Origin of the sequence: Parabacteroides sp. CT06, from assembly GCF_002257605.1 — a bacterium.
Classification (GTDB): domain Bacteria; phylum Bacteroidota; class Bacteroidia; order Bacteroidales; family Tannerellaceae; genus Parabacteroides; species Parabacteroides distasonis.
The window spans coordinates 3844593-3863188 of record NZ_CP022754.1 but is presented as its reverse complement, the minus strand read 5'-3'; the positions used below and the strand labels follow the sequence as shown (position 1 = coordinate 3863188).

The window sequence follows — 18596 nt, the reverse complement described above, 5'->3', positions numbered from 1 at the left end:
GCACGACCGCAGGCGGACGGACACCGACAAACAAGTTTGTAGAACCTAAAAAACAAGAAACGAACATGGGATACATAAGCATCCAAATCAACAAGGCGAAAGGGTCGGCTGACACGGGCGCATCCGACCACATCGAACGCAAGACAATGCCCAAGAACGCCGACCCGACACGCACCCACCTCAACCGTGAGCTGGTGGAGTTCCCCGACGGCGTGGCAGACCGTACCGAAGCGATAAGCCACCGCATCCGCACGGCAGGCATCAAGCGGAAGATAACGCCCGACCAAGTACGGGCAATCCACATCGTTCTTTCGGGCACGCACGAGGACATGATAAGAGTGCAGGACGAGGGCAGACTAAACGAATGGTGCGATGACAACCTGCAATGGCTGTACCGTACGTTCGGAAAGGAGAACACCGTTTCGGCAGTGCTGCACATGGACGAGCATACGCCGCACATCCATGCCACGGTCGTACCGATAGTGACGGGCGAGCGCAGGAAAGCGAGGAAGAAGCAGGCGGAGGGCAAACGCACCTACCGTAAGAAAGCCAACGCCGTGCGTCTGTGCGCTGATGACCTGCTGACACGTGAAAGGCTGGTAGCCTACCACGACAGTTACGCAAAAGCGATGGCGAAATACGGCTTGCAGCGTGGTGTCCGTGGTTCGGAAGCACGGCACACCACCACCGCCCAATACTACCGTGACCTGAAACGGCAGACGGGAGAGCTTGAAGCCAATGTGCAACAACTACAAACCGAACAGCGGCAGGCGGAACGGCAGCTTGACGAAGTCAGGAAAGAAATCAAGTCGGAGAAGCTGGAAACCGCCAAGACCGAAGCGAAAACGGCACTCGTGGCAAAGGTCGGTTCTCTTTTGGGCAGCGGAAAGCTGAAAGAGCTGGAAGCCGACAACCGCACCCTGCAAGGCGAGGTTGCTGCCCGTGATGAAAGCATCGAACTGTTGCAACGGCAAATGCAGCGTCAGCAGGAGAACCACCAACGGCAGCTTATGGAACTGCAAGTCAAGCACCGCAGGGAATTGTCGGACAAGGAAGCGGAACAGCAAAAGAAAGTGTCATTCTTGAAATCCATTATCCAAAAAGCCCAAAAGTGGTTTCCGCTGTTTCAAGAACTGGTGTACATGGAGAAGTTCTGCCTTAAAGTCGGCTTCAACGAGCGGCAGACCGCCACGCTCATCAGCGGCAAGCCGCTGTTCTACGAGGGCGAACTTTATTCGGAGGAGCATAAGCGAAAATTCACGACCGAGAGGGCTGGCTTCCAAGTGGTGAAAGACCCGACAAACAGGTCTAAACTTGCACTTGCTATCAATGGGCAACTGATTGGCGAATGGTTCAAGGAACAGTTTGACAGGCTGTTTTCATCTGTTAAAAGGACGGTTGAGCCGCTTAGGAGAGGCAAGGGCGTGGGATTATAAACAATGCCAACGGGAGGATAGCAAGTTTGTGTTTCGGGCAGACCGAAACCGCTTGCTGTCCTTCTGTTGATATTTTAAAGATAAATGAATTATGAAACTTCGTAACCTTGTGAAATGATATACGACTTTTCTTCCTTGCTGAATCTTTTAGCGATTTTATAGCCCATACTTCTCAAAGTCGAAACTTCCTTATCGTTAAATGCTGGCTTAAAATCATTATCATTTTTATTTTTTAGTCTAAGCCAAGCTATTGGTTGCTTTTTATTGACACTTTCCATGACAAATAGTTGTCCTTGCTGAACGAGCGGAGCTTTTTGTTCTATTGTTAGGAAATTTGTGTCCGTGGTGGATATATCTTTACCGTTTATCGTATCTTCAGAAGATAAATCTACTGCTACATTTTCGTTTCTATTTTCCGAATAGATTTCTTTTTCGTTAGATTCTTGCATTAAATCTAACTTATTAGCTTCTTGATTCTCAGTTCGTAATTCAAATATAGGTAATTTTACAAAATCGTAATACGCATCATAAGTTTTGTCATACCCAAGAGTCAGTCCTAAAAGATATACCGCAACGGAACATTCAAACCCAAATGTCTTGGCATAATCAATAGTTTTAAAATCAATGGAAAATCCACTGCCAAATTTGTCTTTCATAAGCAAGAATAATGGAGCCGCTACTGCAAATTGACATTTGGCAACTTCATCTGTTCGAGAAGGTAAATTTGAATTTATTGCTATTTGTGAAAGTGGCTTGAAATCCGTTGCTGGACTTTCTTTTATCAAATTATATAATGTTGTTTCGATGGCAACATCGTTCTGCATTTCTGTTTTTGCCATCCAATTGCAAGCTACATGGATATAATCACAAAAATATCCTTTCGTATTTTTAGGATAAAAGCTATGGCGTTCATATCGTAGCAGATACGTCCATATAGATTGTTCTCCTGTCGGGCGTTTATATGAAAACAATTCATCAAATACTTCGGAAACGACATCATCGGTAATAATAGATTCACACATCTTTCTGTCAGTTTCCGACAAATCAAATATCGCCCATAAATTATCAATACCTCGTTTTGATTGCGACATTAACTGATTATTGTATAAAGCTTTAAATTTCTCACCCCAAGGTGACACGTGAAGCCTAATTCGAGAATCAAACGATACGTTCATTTCCTTTTTAGCTTCCTCATCAAAAGTATAAAGCCCCCTTACATCTTCAATGTTTATGGGATAGGGATACTCATTCCCATTATCGCTAACAAAGTGTATCACCATATACTCAAAAGAGTATTCGAATAAGTTCATGCTCTTTGTTAATTTCTCAAACAAATCATCATCATTTGCATGAGCCTTGATATTTCCGTCAAAATTGATTGCCGAATAAACATTCAATTTACCATACTTGAATAAATCTACGAAATCCGCCTTACGTATAATTGCTAAATAATCCATTGTATCTATAATTTAAAATCCCCAAGGGTTGTTTTTATTGTTATTAGTTGTTGATTGGCTTGCCACCGATGTGGAAATATCTATGTGCGAACAGTTTGACTTGAAAGCATCCAGATAATCACTCGGATAGCCATAATGGGAAATATACAAATTCTTCCTTGCTCTGGTCATTGCTACCATAAACAAGGTCTTAGCCATACTTTCATCCGGGCTGATATACAAATTGTTATTAGCAAATGGGATGAAAACATTATCAAAATCCAATCCCTTTGCGCTGTGATATGTCATGAGGATAATACGACGGTCATTTTCAGAAAAGTTACCGTAACCATTACCCACATATTGCATTTTTATACCATTCGCTTTGAGAAATGCATTCATTACGCCAAAATCAGTTTTTCCATACTGGTTGGTTGCTCCTCCCCATGCTGATTTTCCAGCATGGCTAAGGGCTAAATTTACGAAATGGATAATTTTTTGAGCAGATGGAATCAAGATAGCGGCTGTATCACCTACATTCACAGCTTTCGTTGCCTGTTCTATTACGTAAGCTACTTCTTTTTCTTCGGAAGTAGCTTCGCACAAACGTATTTGTGTATCGCTTTTTGTCATATCTCTTTTTGCAGAAAATATGTTCATTCGTGGTAGGAAGCGTTGTACGGCATCAATAATAGACCGTGATAGGCGATGAATGATTCCTAATTCAAAAGCGTCTCCATTGATTAGTCGTCCTATTTCTGACGGAGTTACGGTTGCTTCTTGCCATTGAGGGTCATGGTCGTATATCGATTGATTGGAGTCTCCTGCTACAACAACGTGCGTACCACGGTTATTCATCTCTTGAAGAATACGTGGTGTTAAATCTTGAACCTCATCGCACAGAATATAGTCATAATGACTATTTCCTCTCATAAACCTATAGTAAGTTTCTATGGTAACATTCAATCCGATTTCCTTAAATGCGGATTTAAACATTTCAACCAATGATTGTGTGAACACAATCAATAAAATGCTTGCAGAGGGTGATTTTGCACGGACTTTTTTGGCTGTATATGCAAGTAAAATAGATTTTCCAGAACCTGCAAATCCTTTAATCCAAACATTCTTGCGGTTTATGTCCACATTGTCAAGAAAATTACGTTGTTGAGCATCAAGTTTATTCTCTTCTATTATCCAAGCCATAATCGCAGTTTTTTTTAATTATTTGTCAACATATTATCCCTAATTTTAGACAAGTTTTCTTCATTATAATAAGATTCATTTTCAAGTTTCTTGGCAGAGGCCATCACTTGATTTGCAATGCCATTTTCTCCAAGTTCTCGTGCTACAGCTGCTAACCATCCCAAACTTGCACTATCCTTTAAGGTATTTGTTTTCCATTGTTGGAGCATATGGTCATAAGCACGATGGAATTTATTATTGCTATCTTCAGTTTTGCCTTCTGCCTTATCTATACGTCCTGCTTCAATCAATGCTATGTCATAATTAGGATTGAGTTCGTATGCTTTACGCACCTCCCTTTTGTACACATCTTTGTTGATAAACTTCATTGTATTGCCTAAATTGAAATGTGCATACTCATTATTCGGATTTTGCTGAATAGCTTGTTCAAAGAATTCTGCAGCCTTTTCATTATTCCCTGAATTATGATAGAGTACACCTATCGAATTTAGGTTTTCTACATTCGGATATAATTCGTTTTGAAGTTCAAGTGTTTCTGCTGCCTTGAAATCATTTCCAATCTTCAGATAAGCCTGTTTGAGTGTAATCAGGGTTTCTTTCGAAGGTACACCGCCATTTTGTTCGGCTTCAAGGTTAGCTTGTCTTTCTGCTTTTAGGGCAGCCCTTTCTTCGGTTGTCAATTCTTTATTTGCAAATGGACTAAGTGGTTCCACATGACATATTGTTCCCATGCAAGTAGCATGGATAATCAGCATCTTATCCGCATTGACTTCAATTACCAATTGGATTGGAGTATTGATAGGAAAACCATTGGGCATGGAAGATTCTATCTTCAAATTGAAAAGCATTTTTGTTGTATTACCAACACAAATAGGTAACTCGACAATTTTTTGTCCATCCCGGCTTGTTACCAAGTCATCAATCTCTATAGTGTTACAGGGTATTTCTGTTCCTGCAGGGAGAATGATTTTAGGTCGGTCGTCTTTGGTGATGATTAAAATCGGTTCACTCGTGATAGGTTGTATCAGGCATTTATTCATACCATTGAACAATAAGCTGTGAATGGCTGCTCCTTGTGAAACGTGGGTTTGCAGGTCCATCGGAACCAATATCTCCGAATCCTCAAAATAGGAATGCAAGGCTTCCTGGATGTATGGACTTTTGCTGCTTCCTCCAATAAGCAAGACATAATCAATCTCTTCTTTGGGAGTTTTAGATTTCTTAATGGCACTTTCTATAGGAGAAAATATACTGTTGTATTCATCTTCTCCTTTTATGCGGGTAGTCTTACCGAATCCTTGTTTTAAGAACACAGCCATTGTTTCTGTAAGCTCCTTATTCGTCAGGTAGAACTTGTTCTGTTTGAGCGTACCTTTATTGGTAATGATTTCAACCTCAGACTCTATTTCAGTCTTTGAATCGCTCAATTTCACATCAGGTATTACAAAATCAGAGGCAAGCGTTGCTAATGTTTTGTTCACTAATATTTTCAGTCGTTCTGCGACTTTATAAAGTGCAGATGCTATTTGTTTACGTTCATTCGTCCGAAACTGTTCTTTTTTCTTTCCATTAGCTTCCAAAAAGCGTGGCATGAGATAATGGTACGTTATGTACCTGTCTATGTCGTCACCACCTAACTTTGTAAATTTTGAAATGGCAATGTTCTTAGAAAAAAATCCATTAGCACTCTGTCCTATTTCGAGTATAGATATATCGCATGTACCTCCTCCGAAATCAAAGACTAATACTTTCGAATTATAATCTGGGCTTATGAACATGGGGCGGTCTTCTGCTGCCCGTGATACAGCATAGCTGATAAAAGCCGCATTCGGCTCATCTATAAGAGCTTGCTTTGACACTTTCATATCATTCGCCATTAGTGCGTCAAGTAAATCTTTACGCTGATTGGCTTCAAATGATGCAGGGATGCTTACTGCATACAAAATATCTATACTGATATTATTTTCGGTACAGTATTTAATGATGAGGTATTTCAGGTAGGCAAAGAATACCCGTGCAGCATCCACAGGATTCTTTATCCGAAAAGGGTCTACCTCACGCAGTTCACTATCGTAATACTTTGCTCCTAAATCCTCGCCTAACTCCATTTTGAACGAATACCAGATATTCTTTCCCTTTTTCAGTTGGTATTTCATCTGCGATGCACCTTCTCCAACCAAAATACGTCCATTCAGCCACGCTATTACCGTAGGTACTATCTCTGACCTGTATAAAGTCCCGTCAGGAAGCATTTGTGGCAATCGTAAAGACTTCGTATGGATTTTATGGTCGTACTCATCATAGGAAACGATAGATACCACCGTTGTTGATGTGCCAAAATCGATTCCGATGTACGTTTTACCACGCATGAGTGCTGTATTCCTGACAGCAGGCAACATTGATGATATTGTTATTTCATTCATTGCACTATGTTTTATTTCACGAGAAGTTTATTAAGTCTTGAATGTTCACTTCTAACAGTTCTGTTATACGTTTCAATGTTTGTAAATCTGGTTGCGTTGTATTTGTACACCATTTGGATACTGTTGTTTGGTTCACTCCAAGTTGTTCTGCTAACCATTTACTGGTACGCTTTTTCTTAACCAAAACTATTTTGAGTTGATTCAAATCTTCCATTAATTTTTCATTGTTATTTCTTTGAATGCAAAGATAATGATTTTAACAATAATAAAAAACCGATATTCTAAGATATTTTTGCTTTATACGAAATAAAATCATACCTTTGCATATAAAGAGTTACCCGAACAAGCAAAGCGATACAGATTGCAGCAATTAGGACGGTTGCCAACTCATTACCCAATACCGGGGTCATTCTTCTAACTCTCTTGATTTCAGACAGGTGTATTCTTTTTGCAGAATTAGCAAATAAATCCCATTCTTACATCACTTTTCATTAAATTCTTTTGCCATAATACTATGATATAGGATTTTATTTCTTCGATCATGCTCGCGAACCAAATAAAATATGTAATTTTGCATTTAACGCAATTTATAATTGAATACAATATGGCGAATTTGAACTGTATAAAGGCAGTATTGGCAGAAAAGGGTATCATGAGTAAGTGGCTCGCTAAGACATTGCAGAAAGATCCGGCTACGGTTTCCAAATGGTGCAACAATCATGCACAGCCTGATTTATACACATTGGCACGGATAGCAGAAGTTCTGGATGTAGATATTCACAGACTCATTTGCCATACAAAAGAAGAATAGAGGATATGAAATATACAATTGAAGAAATACGGCATATGCAGGAAGGTCAGACTTTTGACTGTAAAAGTATCCTCATTGAGCCTAAGCACCTTGCCACTATCATAGTAGCTATGGCGAATGCAGATGGTGGAATGATTGCTGTGGGTATATCCGACAAGACTCGCAGAGTAGAGGGTGTTGACCAAGACAAGGAACATCTCAATGATATATTGCGGACACCTTTGGATTTTTGTGTTCCATCAGTTTCTGTCACTACGGATTATGTGCCTTGTACGGATGCTAAGGGACGTGATAACCGTGTATTGTTGATGCACATTCCTGCAAGTCCGCGACTTCATGCGAATCAAGCTGATGAAGTGTTTTGGCGTGTAGGAGACAAATCACGCAAACTGACTTTTGATGAGCGTTTGCAACTCATGTACGACAAAGGAGAACGCTATTACGAGGATTCCACAGCATACGATGCCACACTTGATGACATAGATATGGATGCAGTCAAAGCCTACATGCAGCGGATTGGTTATGGCAAGTCTGCAATGGAGTATCTGCAAGAGAACAAAGGTTTTGTGACCTATAAAGGCGATGTGCCGCAAGTCAGTGCAGCTTGTATATTGCTTTTTGGCAAGCATCCTCAGACATTCTTTCCTCGTGCAAGAGTGCGTTTTATCAAGTATTTCGGTACAGAGGAAAAGGTGGGACGTGAAATGAATGTCATCAAAGATGTTACTTTCGATGGTCGTATTCTTGAACAGATCCAGAAAACTGTTGAATATCTTGAAACGCAGGTCAAGGAGCATTCCTATCTTGGAGAGGACGGTATCTTCAAAACCGACCGCGAATACCCCAAGTTTGTAATACAAGAGATGGTGGTGAACTCCGTTTGCCATCGCGATTACAGTATTAAGGGCACGGAAATTCAGATAAAGATGTTCGACGACCGTCTTGTGTTCGAAACACCAGGTAAGTTGCCGGGCATTGTTCGCACTGACAACATTCGTCATACCCATTTCTCTCGCAATCCGAAAATTGCGGAATACCTCAAAGCTTACGATTATGTAAAAGAGTTCGGTGAGGGTGTTGACCGTATGTGTCGTGAACTTTCGGCTTTGGGTGTCCGTGAGCCACAATACAACTTGGTTGCCTTTATCATGAAAGCAACTGTTTGTGCGAAGGTTTTGGAGGAAGGGCAAGGAACTAACCATGCCGACCAGAAGCGACCAGAAGCCGACCAATTAGGGCATAACAAGGGCATGACAGGGGCACAACAGGGGCATAACAAGATACTTTCTCTTATTGCAGAAAACCCACAAATCAGTATCTCTGCATTAGCAAAACAATGTGAAGTCTCGGAAAAAGCAATGAGGATAACACTGGAACGCATGAAAGCAGCGAATGTTATCAAACGAGTTGGACCAAGTTTTGGGGGGCATTGGGAAATCCTTTCATCAACCTCTAGGGAAACAAAATAATACGAATTATGGCAAAGAAATCGATAAATAAGAAAGACAATCTCCCAATGGAGGAAGTACTTTGGAAAGCATGCGATGCACTGCGTGGATCTATTGAACCCAGCGAATACAAACATGTTGTCCTGTCATTGATATTCTTGAAGTACGCCGGATTTCATTTTGAGAAACGCCGTCAGGAAATTGTCAATGACGGTTTGGAAGACTTTGTGGATAATGTGGAGTTTTATGCGGCCAAGAATGTTTTTTATTTGCCGGAAACAGCCCGTTGGCCGTATCTTAAAGAAAATTCAAAGCAACCCAACATCGCATCTATTGTAGATAAAGCTCTTTCTGACATAGAGAAGGAAAACAAGCCTTTGCGTGGCGCATTACCCAACAACTACTATAGTTCGTTGGGTATAGAAGCGGAAAAACTCGGTTCATTGCTTGATAAGATTGATGGATTTGATACGATTCTGGAATCCGCAGACGGCAATGATATTATTGGACGTGTTTATGAATATTTCCTATCCAAGTTTGCCATTAAAGAAGGAAAAGGTAAGGGGGAATTTTATACGCCCAAAACGATAGTCAATTTGATAGCCGAAATGATTGAACCCTACGAAGGTAAAATCTACGACCCTTGTTGCGGTTCGGGCGGTATGTTTGTGCAGTCGATGAAGTTTGTGGAGAGTCATCATGGCAATCGTCGCAAGGTGTCGGTGTATGGACAGGAATATACCAAGACCACTTTTAAACTGGCCAAGATGAACCTTGCTATTCGTGGTATCGCAGCCGACTTGGGCGATTATGCCGCCAACACCTTTACCGATGACCGTCACAAAGATTTGAAAGCCGATTTCATTATGGCTAATCCTCCGTTCAACCAAAAAGACTGGAGAGCGGACAATCAACTGACGGACGATCCTCGTTGGGATGGTTATGACGTGCCGCCTACCTCTAATGCCAACTATGCTTGGATTCTCAATATGGTGAGCAAACTCTCGTCCAACGGTGTGGCAGGTTTCATTTTGGCCAACGGTGCGCTGAGTGCCGATGGTACAGAAGGAGAAATCCGTCGCAAGATGATTGAACGCGGATTGGTGGAAGCAATTGTAATACTGCCTCGTAACCTCTTTTACTCTACTGATATTTCCGTTACGCTTTGGATTATCAATGCGAATAAGAAAGGTCGTTTGGTCAATCGTAACGGAGAAGACATACATTATCGTGACCGTGAAAAGGAGATACTTTTCATCGATATGCGCCAGATGGGCGAACCCTTTGAAAAGAAATATGTGCGTTTCACCGATGAGGATATTCGTAAAGTGGCCGATACCTACCACAACTGGCAGCGAGAGGGTCATACAGAAACCTATACCGATATACCGGAGTTCTGTAAATCGGTAAGTGTTGGTGAAGATGGAGGAATTGCAGACAAAGGTTTCTCGTTGGTCCCCTCCAAATACATCGAATTTGTCAATCGGGATGAGTCGGTGGATTATGACACACGCATGAAGGAACTTCAATCGGAACTTGCCGACATCCTTCGTCAAGAAGCCAAAAGTCGAGAATCAGTACTTAATGTTTTTAAATCATTGGGTTATGAAATCGAATTATAAAAGATTGGGTAATTATATCCGGCAAGTTGATGTGCGCAATCGAGACTTGGTTGTAAATAAACTGCTTGGTTTAAGCATTGCTAAGCAGTTTATCACATCCATTGCAAATACAACGGGGACTGATATGAGTACATATAAAATAGTCCAACCTCGACAGTTTGGCTATGTTCCTGTAACTTCTCGCAATGGAGATAAAATAACAATTGCTTTGTATGAGGGGGAATCTCCTTGTATTATTTCACAGGCTTATGTTGTTTTCGAAGTCATTGACGAAACAGAATTATTGCCGGAATATCTGATGATGTGGTTTCGTAGGCCAGAGTTCGATAGATATGCCCGTTTCAAATCGCATGGTTCTGCGCGTGAAGTCTTTGAATGGAGTGAGATGTGCGAAGTCTTGTTGCCAGTTTCTTCAATTGATGAACAACGAAAGATTGTAGCCGAATATCAAGCAATAGAGCGACGGATTGAAAACAACCGCAGATTGATTGCTACTATTGAAGAAACAGCTCAGGCCATCTACCGCAAGATGTTTGTTGACGATATTGATGTGGAGAATTTGCCTGAGGGGTGGCGAATGGGAACGATTGGTGAATTTTGTAAAGAAACAAAATCGGGTGGTACTCCTAATCGTTCTAATCCTAAATATTGGGATAAACACCATTATCGATGGCTAAAATCTGGAGAAGTGGCAAATAACATTATCTTTGACACGGAAGAATACATTAGCAGAGAAGGTTTAAAGGGGAGTTCTGCTAAAATTATTCCGAGTGGGACTGTCGTTATGGCTATGTATGGTGCAACCGCTTCACAAGTGACGTATTTAGACTGTGACACCACAACGAACCAAGCATGTTGTAATATGCTAACAGCAACCTTTGAGGAAGCCGCATATCTTTATTTTCATTGTCTTTACCAGCAAGAGAATATCAAACGTCTTGCAAACGGTGGAGCACAAGAGAATTTAAGTCAAGAACTTATATGCGCACAACCAATTCTTATCTGCGAAAACACACATATATATGATGTTTTTTCTAAATTACTCAGCGCAAAAATTGCTTTTTCTAAAGAAAATTATTGCTGTGGTATATTACTCAAAAACCTATTATCAAACATAGTAATTATTTAATATATATGGCAAATTATATAACCCCAAAGAATCAAGAGAAAAAATTCACTTGTCCGCATTGCAATACAGTTTCTCAAATGATATATTTTAGTGCTTCATGGAAACAGGATAAAAGCTGGTGGTGTACTCCTTTTGATGATTGCAGTTTGATAAATGTAGCAATATGCCAAAACTGCGACAAGGCTATAATTTGGATTGATAATCAATATGTATATCCTGAAATAGCTGCAACAGAACCAAATGCGGATATGCCTAATTCAGTGAAATTATTGTACGATGAGGCTGCTTTGATTTACAATAAGTCGCCACGGGCAGCATGTGCTCTTCTTCGTCTTGCAGTGGAACGACTTTGTAATGAACTTGGTGAAACTGGAGCAATAGACAAAATGATAGGAAGTCTTGTGCAGAAGGGGTTACCTACAATTGTTCAGAAGGCATTAGATGCAGTTCGGGTTATTGGTAACAAAGCTGTTCATCCAGGACAAATAGCATTTGATGTTGATGATAGGGCTACGGCTGAAACTCTTATGAAATTGCTGAATATTATTACTGAACGTCTTATTACAGAACCAAAGGAGATAGATGGTATTTTTGATGCACTCCCTCAATCTGTAAAAGATTCAATCGAAAAACGTGATAAAGAATAATACTATGGCGGAAAAAGTTAATCAAGGAATTGAACTAGTGAAAGCAGGAGCGAATGTGCTCGGTCAGTTTTATCAAGACTTGGCACAGCCAAGTGTTAAAGCTTTAGGTCAAGCATTAGCAACAGTGTTTGAATTATGTCCCAATTCTCTGCTTTCTCTAAAATTGTGGACAGAGAAGCGAAAATTGAATTTTGCCAAACGGCTTAACGAGTATAAAGATAAACTTGAACAAATACCAGAAGAAAAACGGTGTGAGGTGGACACTCAAATAGGTACCCCTATTGTAGAAAAGTTAACTTATACAACGAATGATGAAATAGCGGATTTGTTTACTACATTATTGGCAAATGCTTCTAATATTGACACCGTTAATCGTGCTCATCCTGCATTTGTTGATATTATTGGTCGTTTATCAGAAGATGAGGCACGAATCATTCAATACTTGCGAACAGCTATAGAAGTTCCTTATTGTTCTTTTAGGGCGATAACAAAAAACGAAAATGGAGGTTTTATTACAATCTTAGATCACGCTACGATGTTGCCTTATTATATCTCATTAACTTTTCCTCAGAATATTACGGCCTATCTTTCTAATTTGATTAGCCTTGGAGTTTTATCTGACGAAGACGGATTGTACAAAATAGACAATACTGAATATGACAATATTTGTTTAAAAAATGGATTGGACTCCTTAAAGGCGAAATTAGTACCTCTATCATTCAAAGATATTGAAGTTTCAAAAAGTTACTATAAGGTAACCCCATTCGGTAAATTATTCATAGATGCTTGTATTAAATAATGTGTTATGCCAGCATTCAACGAATCACAATTAGAACAGGCATTTGTCGAACTCTTTAAAAAAGAGGGATATGATTATATATATGGGGAGAATATCAGTCGTGATACACGAGATGTTATTCTCTACGATGATTTGCGCTTTTATCTGCGGAAAAAATATGAAGTAGACCATATCACCGAGGATGAAATCAATCGGGCAATCGCCAGATTGGAAACTTCAGATGGGGGTAGTGTGTATGCAGAGAATGTAGAAGCGTTGCGACTTCTGCAAGAAGGTTTTTCGTTGAAACGAACCAATCCTAAGTTACCAAATCTTCATATCTATCCCATTGATTATACAGAGGTGGATAATAATGAGTTGGGAAAGAATAATATATTTAAGTTCGTCAATCAGCTTGTCATTGACGGTGAGCACCATCGCATTCCTGACGGTATTGTATTTGTTAATGGTCTGCCTTTGGTGGTACTTGAATTTAAAAATGCCATCAAGCAAAATACCACAATAGAAAACGCTTTCAAGCAACTGACGGTGCGTTATAGGCGTGACATACCTAAATTGTTCCGCTATAATGCGTTTGTAGTAATCAGCGATGGCGTGAACAATAAAATCGGTTCACTTTTTGCACCATATGAGTTCTTTTACGGATGGCATAAGGTGGAAGCTACGGATTCTATTCTTGATGGTGCTTTTGATACTATGTTCACGATGATGCGCGGATTGTTCAGAAAGGAACGCCTGCTTGATGTATTGCATAACTTTATCTATTTGCCAGATACTCCCAAGGACGAGGATAAAATCGTGTGCCGCTATCCGCAGTATTTTGCTACCACTCAACTGTTCAATAACATTCTGAAACATTCACGATTGAATCTTGATGGTGATGGAAAAGGGGGCACATACTTCGGAGCTACAGGGTGCGGTAAGTCGTACACCATGTTATTTCTTGCCCGACAACTGATGCGTTCCAAAAAATTGAGCAGTCCTACCATTGTTCTGATAACAGACCGTACAGACCTTGATGATCAGTTGTCTAAGTCGTTTTTAAATGCTACCAAATTCATTGGAGACAAGACAATCGTTCAAGTAGAAAGTCGGGAGAAACTTAAAGAACACCTTGAAAAGCGTACTGCCGGAGGCGTTTATCTGACAACGATTCAGAAATTCGAGGAAAGCACAGGCTTATTGAGCAATCGTGCAAACATTATCTGTATATCCGATGAGGCTCATCGTTCACAAGCCGGTTTAGGGCAGAAAACAACTATCACGGAAAAGGGTGTAAAGCATCATTATGGTTTTGCCAAGTATCTGCGCGATTCTCTTCCGAATGCTACATACGTAGGATTTACGGGAACACCGCTTGATAATACGCTGGATGTGTTTGGCCCGATTGTAGACCGTTACACCATGACCGAAGCGGTTGCAGATGAGATCACTCGTAAGATAGTCTATGAAGGTCGTGCTGCTAAAATCATGATTGACTCGGCTAAGGTGAAGGAAATAGAGCTTTTCTATGACCAATGTAAGCAAGAAGGATCAAGTGACTATCAGATAGAGGAGAGCAAGAAAATGATGACGCGAATTGATGTTATCCTGAATGACCCTGATTTACTAGCCAAAATAGCCCGGGATATGGTGGAACACTACGAAAAACGGATTGAGGAAGGTTCAACGGTGTTGGGTAAAGCTATGATTGTGTGTAGCAGTCGTTCCATTGCTTGGAACCTCTATCAGGCGATTATCCATTTACGACCGGAATGGGCGGAAATCAAAGAATGTATTGAAGGGGAAACTCTTTCGGAGAAGGAACGCAAAGAAATCAAGCCGATGCCGCGTATTGCTATGGTCATCACTCGCGACAAGGATAATGATTCTGACGAACTTTATAATCTGCTCGGCAATGATGAATACCGGAAAACGTTGGACAAACAGTTCAAAGAAGAGAAAAGCAATTTTAAGATTGCGATTGTTGTGGATATGTGGATAACTGGCTTTGACGTACCGAGCCTTGATACGATGTACTGCTTCAAACCTTTACAAATGCACACGTTGATTCAGACCATATCTCGTGTTAATCGTGTTTATCCCGGAAAAGAGAAAGGGCTTGTGGTTGATTATCTCGGCATAAAGCGGCAGATGAATGAGGCGCTTCATCAATATGGCGGAAATGGAGAAGTCGATGGTCCGGACCTCGAAACTGTTGAAGAAGCGGTAAAAGTGGTTAAGGACGAATTGGATGTGATTAAGCGGATGTTTCATGCTTTTGACTGGTCTGGCTATTTCATTGGAACGCCTCTTGAACAGTTAGGCATTCTTCAAACGGGAGCAGAATACATTCAACATACCAAAAAACTTGAAACTCGTTTTATGCGACACTGTAAAAAGATGAAAGGTGCGTATGATATATGCTGCAACTCAGAACATCTGACAGAGGCGGAAGACAACGATATTCATTTTATGTTGGCCATCCGTTCCATAATCTCTAAACTGACGAGAGGGAATGCGCCGGATGCTGTAAAGATGAATAAGCGTGTGAGCGAAATGCTGAAAGATGCCTTGATGTCTGAAGCAGTGGAAGAGGTGACTAAAATCGGTGTTGCTGCCGATGAAGAAATAGACCTTCTTTCATCGGAATACATGCAACGTCTTGACCAAATTCCCTACAAGAACACCAAAGTCAAGTTGATGGAGCAACTTTTGAAACAGGTTATAGAATCGTTACGGAAAATCAACAGGCAAAAAGGCATAGACTTCACGAAACGCTTGGAGGATATTGTCAAAAAATACAATGACCGTTCAGACGATGCAGCACTTGCCAACGATGTGATTGATGATGTCGTTGGCGAGATGGTAAGGCTTATGGAGGATGTAGCAAGCGAACGCACTGCCGGCAATTCTATAGGATTGTCATTTGAAGAAAAGGCTTTCTTTGATATTCTGAAATCAGTGGCGACAAAATATGAGTTCATTGAAAACTTTCCAGATGAGACATTGACAGAGTTGGCTAAGCAAATTAAAACGATGGTAGAGGAACAGTCGGATGTGTCAGATTGGTTAAACCGTCCTGACCTTCGGGCGACATTGAAGATGAATGTAATTGTCCTGTTGGCTCGTGCAGGATATCCACCTAAAATTCGTGATGAGGTATTCAAGGAGATTTTGGAACAGGCTGAAAGTTTCAAACGGCACAGCCGGCCTCGCCCTTATGCTATTGACAATGATTCTTATTCATCAATGGTAGCAGAACCGTAGTATGAACCTCAATAAATACAGAACGATTAACTAGGATTTTTATTTTAGGCATATAAAAATCCTCAATAAAAGAAGTAACAGTGATGAATAGAATAGTACTTATTGGAAACGGCTTTGACTTGGCACATGGGCTTCCTACTAGATATGAAGATTTCATAAACTGGTATTGGGAGAAACGAGTTGATTCTTTTACAGGAAATCTTACGTCTATATCAGAGGATTACCTTTGTTCTATCAAAATTACTTCAGACAATTACAATCGCTGTTGGAATGTCTTTGCATTTTGTCTTCCTAAGTTTTTTAACAAACCGTCCGGTAAAGAGATTATTGATAGTATTGCCAATGATTCTGAATCTTTTGAGTTTTCGTTGTCTCCGTTTTTTAAGAATATATGTATTTGTATTGAAACTAAAGGGTGGGTTGACATAGAAAAGGAATATTATGATTTATTGCGAAATTTGATTGTGAATCCAGATAACTGTGGTTATACAATTTCAGAAATCAACAAACAACTACATTGTATTCAAGAGCTTTTAGCTCAATATCTTTCTTCTATCACAACTAATAATATAAAGTGCAATACAGAGATACAACGTCAAATTTATGGAAATATTCGTAAAGATGATATTAGTATTTCGCAATTACAGGTTTACTATGATTACGTAGATTATCTAATCCAACAAGACAATGTGTACCAACAGTTACTTTGTAGATATGGTTTTGAAGGTAGCGATAGGTACTTTATAGCAGAGGATATTAAACAGCTCAGAAAGCAATTTTCAGAATCGTCAAAGATAGAAGAAATCTACCTAAAGAACTTAATAATTCCTGAGAATATTATGCTACTTAATTTTAATTATACTGAAGTAGCAGACAAATATGGGTGTTTGAAAGTTGCTTCTACAAATCATATTCATGGAGACTTGAATAATCCCGATAGCATAATATTTGGCTATGGTGATGAGCTTGATGAGGATTATAAAGATTTCCTTAAACAATCAGATAATGAGTGTTTAAGAAACATCAAATCTATAAAGTATTTAGAGTCGGGAAAATATCGTAATTTACTTCAGTTCATTGAATCTGCTCCATATCAAGTTTATATCATGGGGCATTCTTGTGGCAACTCAGACCGAACGTTGCTAAACACCTTGTTTGAGCATAAAAACTGTGTTTCAATAAAGCCATATTATTATCAAAAAGATGATGGTTCAGATAACTATCTGGAAATAGCACAAAATATATGTCGTAATTTTACGGACATGAAGCTAATGCGTGATAGAGTCGTAAATAAAATGTTTTGTGAACCATTACCACAATATATTAAATGATTTTGTTATGGTAAAAAATATAGAAATACGAAATAGTACAGCAGAGTTTCTCATCTTCATGCTTGAAGGCAAGGATGATGGGATTCAAGTGATATATAAGAACGAAACCATTTGGGCAACCCAAAAGGCGATGGCACAGCTTTTTGATGTAGGAGTACCTGCAATCAGCAAGCATCTTAAAAATATTTTTGAGAGTGGTGAGTTGGACGAACATTCAGTTATTTCCAAAATGGAAACAACAGCTTCGGATGGCAAGAATTACGATACGACATTCTATAATCTCGATGCCATTATCAGTGTCGGGTATAGAGTCAATTCTGTTCGTGCCACTCAATTCCGGCAGTGGTGTACGTTTGTACTCCGGCAGTTTGCCATTCGTGGATATGTGCTTGATCATAAGCGAATGGAGAACGGGGCTTTCTTAGGTGTGGATTACTTTGAGCATTTGTTGGCCGAAATAAGGGAGATAAGGCTGAGTGAGCGTCGTTTTTATCAGAAACTGACCGATATTTATGTTACGGCAATAGACTATAACAAGGATGCTCCGACAACCCGTCTTTTCTTCAAGAAGGTACAGAACAAAATGCACTATGCTGTGCATGGGCATACAGCTGCGGAATTGATAGTTGAACGAGCCGATGCAAATAGGGAGCACATGGGATTGACCACTTGGGAAAATGCTCCGAATGGAAAAATTGTCAAAACCGATGTGTCTGTAGCAAAGAACTATTTGCGAGAAAAAGAATTAGAAGAAATGGGCAGGATAGTCAATGCATCCCTTGATATGGCAGAAAGCATGGCTATGCGTCATATACCTATGACAATGGAAGATTGGGCAAAGCGAATAGATAAATTCATTAATTTATTTGAGAGCCCGATATTACAAGATAACGGACAGGTTTCTGCCGAATATGCCAAAGAGTTTGCTGAATCAGAGTTTGAAAAGTACAGGATCATTCAAGACCGTCTTTTCCAATCTGACTTTGATAGATTTGAAGATGATAGTTTTCCTCCATTGGATATGGAATGATTATGATGCCATCTATAATTCCTGTTTAGCTC

14 protein-coding genes are annotated in these 18596 nt (G+C 40.0%); 10 read left to right on the top strand and 4 right to left on the bottom strand.

All coding sequences use genetic code 11. The features are described from left to right. The first annotated feature begins 65 nt into the window (after positions 1–65). Positions 66–1436 (top strand): MobV family relaxase, encoded by a 1371-nt coding sequence (gene mobV / locus CI960_RS17160; RefSeq protein WP_005857821.1) that lies wholly within the window; start codon positions 66–68, stop codon positions 1434–1436. A gap of 89 nt (positions 1437–1525) precedes the next feature. Here the strand turns inward: mobV and CI960_RS17155 are convergent, their stop codons facing one another. From CI960_RS17155 to CI960_RS17140, 4 genes are read right to left on the bottom strand one after another with little or no spacing between them, the layout of a single operon-like run. Beyond that, positions 1526–2893 (bottom strand): hypothetical protein, encoded by a 1368-nt coding sequence (locus CI960_RS17155; protein ID WP_005857819.1) that lies wholly within the window; start codon positions 2891–2893, stop codon positions 1526–1528. Positions 2894–2905: 12 nt separating this feature from the next. Next, a complete protein-coding gene (locus tag CI960_RS17150; RefSeq protein ID WP_005857817.1) occupies positions 2906–4075 on the bottom strand; it encodes a 3'-5' exonuclease in 1170 nt (389 codons plus the stop codon). A gap of 14 nt (positions 4076–4089) precedes the next feature. Next, positions 4090–6498 carry an Hsp70 family protein gene (locus CI960_RS17145; RefSeq protein ID WP_008773620.1) on the bottom strand — a complete coding sequence of 803 codons (2409 nt, stop codon included), beginning with the start codon at positions 6496–6498 and terminating at the stop codon, positions 4090–4092. A 16-nt stretch (positions 6499–6514) separates the two neighbouring features. After that, positions 6515–6712: a helix-turn-helix transcriptional regulator gene (locus CI960_RS17140; protein WP_005857813.1), complete on the bottom strand. Its 198-nt coding sequence runs from the start codon at positions 6710–6712 to the stop codon at positions 6515–6517. 390 nt (positions 6713–7102) lie between these two features. On the opposite strand from CI960_RS17140, the gene CI960_RS17135 reads away from it, so the two are divergent. The 9 genes from CI960_RS17135 to CI960_RS17095 all read left to right on the top strand — a co-directional run bounded on the left by CI960_RS17135 (position 7103) and on the right by CI960_RS17095 (position 18564). Then, a complete protein-coding gene (locus tag CI960_RS17135; RefSeq protein ID WP_005854338.1) occupies positions 7103–7309 on the top strand; it encodes a helix-turn-helix transcriptional regulator in 207 nt (68 codons plus the stop codon). A 5-nt stretch (positions 7310–7314) separates the two neighbouring features. Then, positions 7315–8778 carry an RNA-binding domain-containing protein gene (locus tag CI960_RS17130; RefSeq protein WP_005854339.1) on the top strand — a complete coding sequence of 488 codons (1464 nt, stop codon included), beginning with the start codon at positions 7315–7317 and terminating at the stop codon, positions 8776–8778. 8 nt (positions 8779–8786) lie between these two features. Then, positions 8787–10379, top strand: a complete 1593-nt coding sequence (locus tag CI960_RS17125) for a class I SAM-dependent DNA methyltransferase (RefSeq protein ID WP_005854340.1) — start codon at positions 8787–8789, stop codon at positions 10377–10379. Further along, positions 10363–11508: a restriction endonuclease subunit S gene (locus CI960_RS17120; protein ID WP_005854341.1), complete on the top strand. Its 1146-nt coding sequence runs from the start codon at positions 10363–10365 to the stop codon at positions 11506–11508. The genes CI960_RS17125 and CI960_RS17120 overlap by 17 nt, the downstream gene beginning before the upstream one ends. A gap of 5 nt (positions 11509–11513) precedes the next feature. Continuing rightward, positions 11514–12155, top strand: coding sequence for a DUF4145 domain-containing protein (locus CI960_RS17115; protein WP_005854342.1), 642 nt, complete (start codon positions 11514–11516; stop codon positions 12153–12155). A gap of 4 nt (positions 12156–12159) precedes the next feature. Continuing rightward, on the top strand, positions 12160–12954 hold the full coding sequence (locus tag CI960_RS17110) for a DUF4393 domain-containing protein (RefSeq protein ID WP_005854343.1): 795 nt from the start codon (positions 12160–12162) through the stop codon (positions 12952–12954). Positions 12955–12960: 6 nt separating this feature from the next. Beyond that, entirely contained in the window at positions 12961–16203 is a 3243-nt protein-coding gene (locus tag CI960_RS17105; protein WP_005854344.1) for a type I restriction endonuclease subunit R, read from the top strand. Between the two features lie 83 nt (positions 16204–16286). Beyond that, on the top strand, positions 16287–17534 hold the full coding sequence (locus tag CI960_RS17100) for an AbiH family protein (RefSeq protein ID WP_005854345.1): 1248 nt from the start codon (positions 16287–16289) through the stop codon (positions 17532–17534). Positions 17535–17541: 7 nt separating this feature from the next. After that, complete coding sequence (locus CI960_RS17095; protein ID WP_005854346.1) at positions 17542–18564, top strand: virulence RhuM family protein; 1023 nt, start codon at positions 17542–17544, stop codon at positions 18562–18564. Positions 18565–18596: the final 32 nt, after the last annotated feature.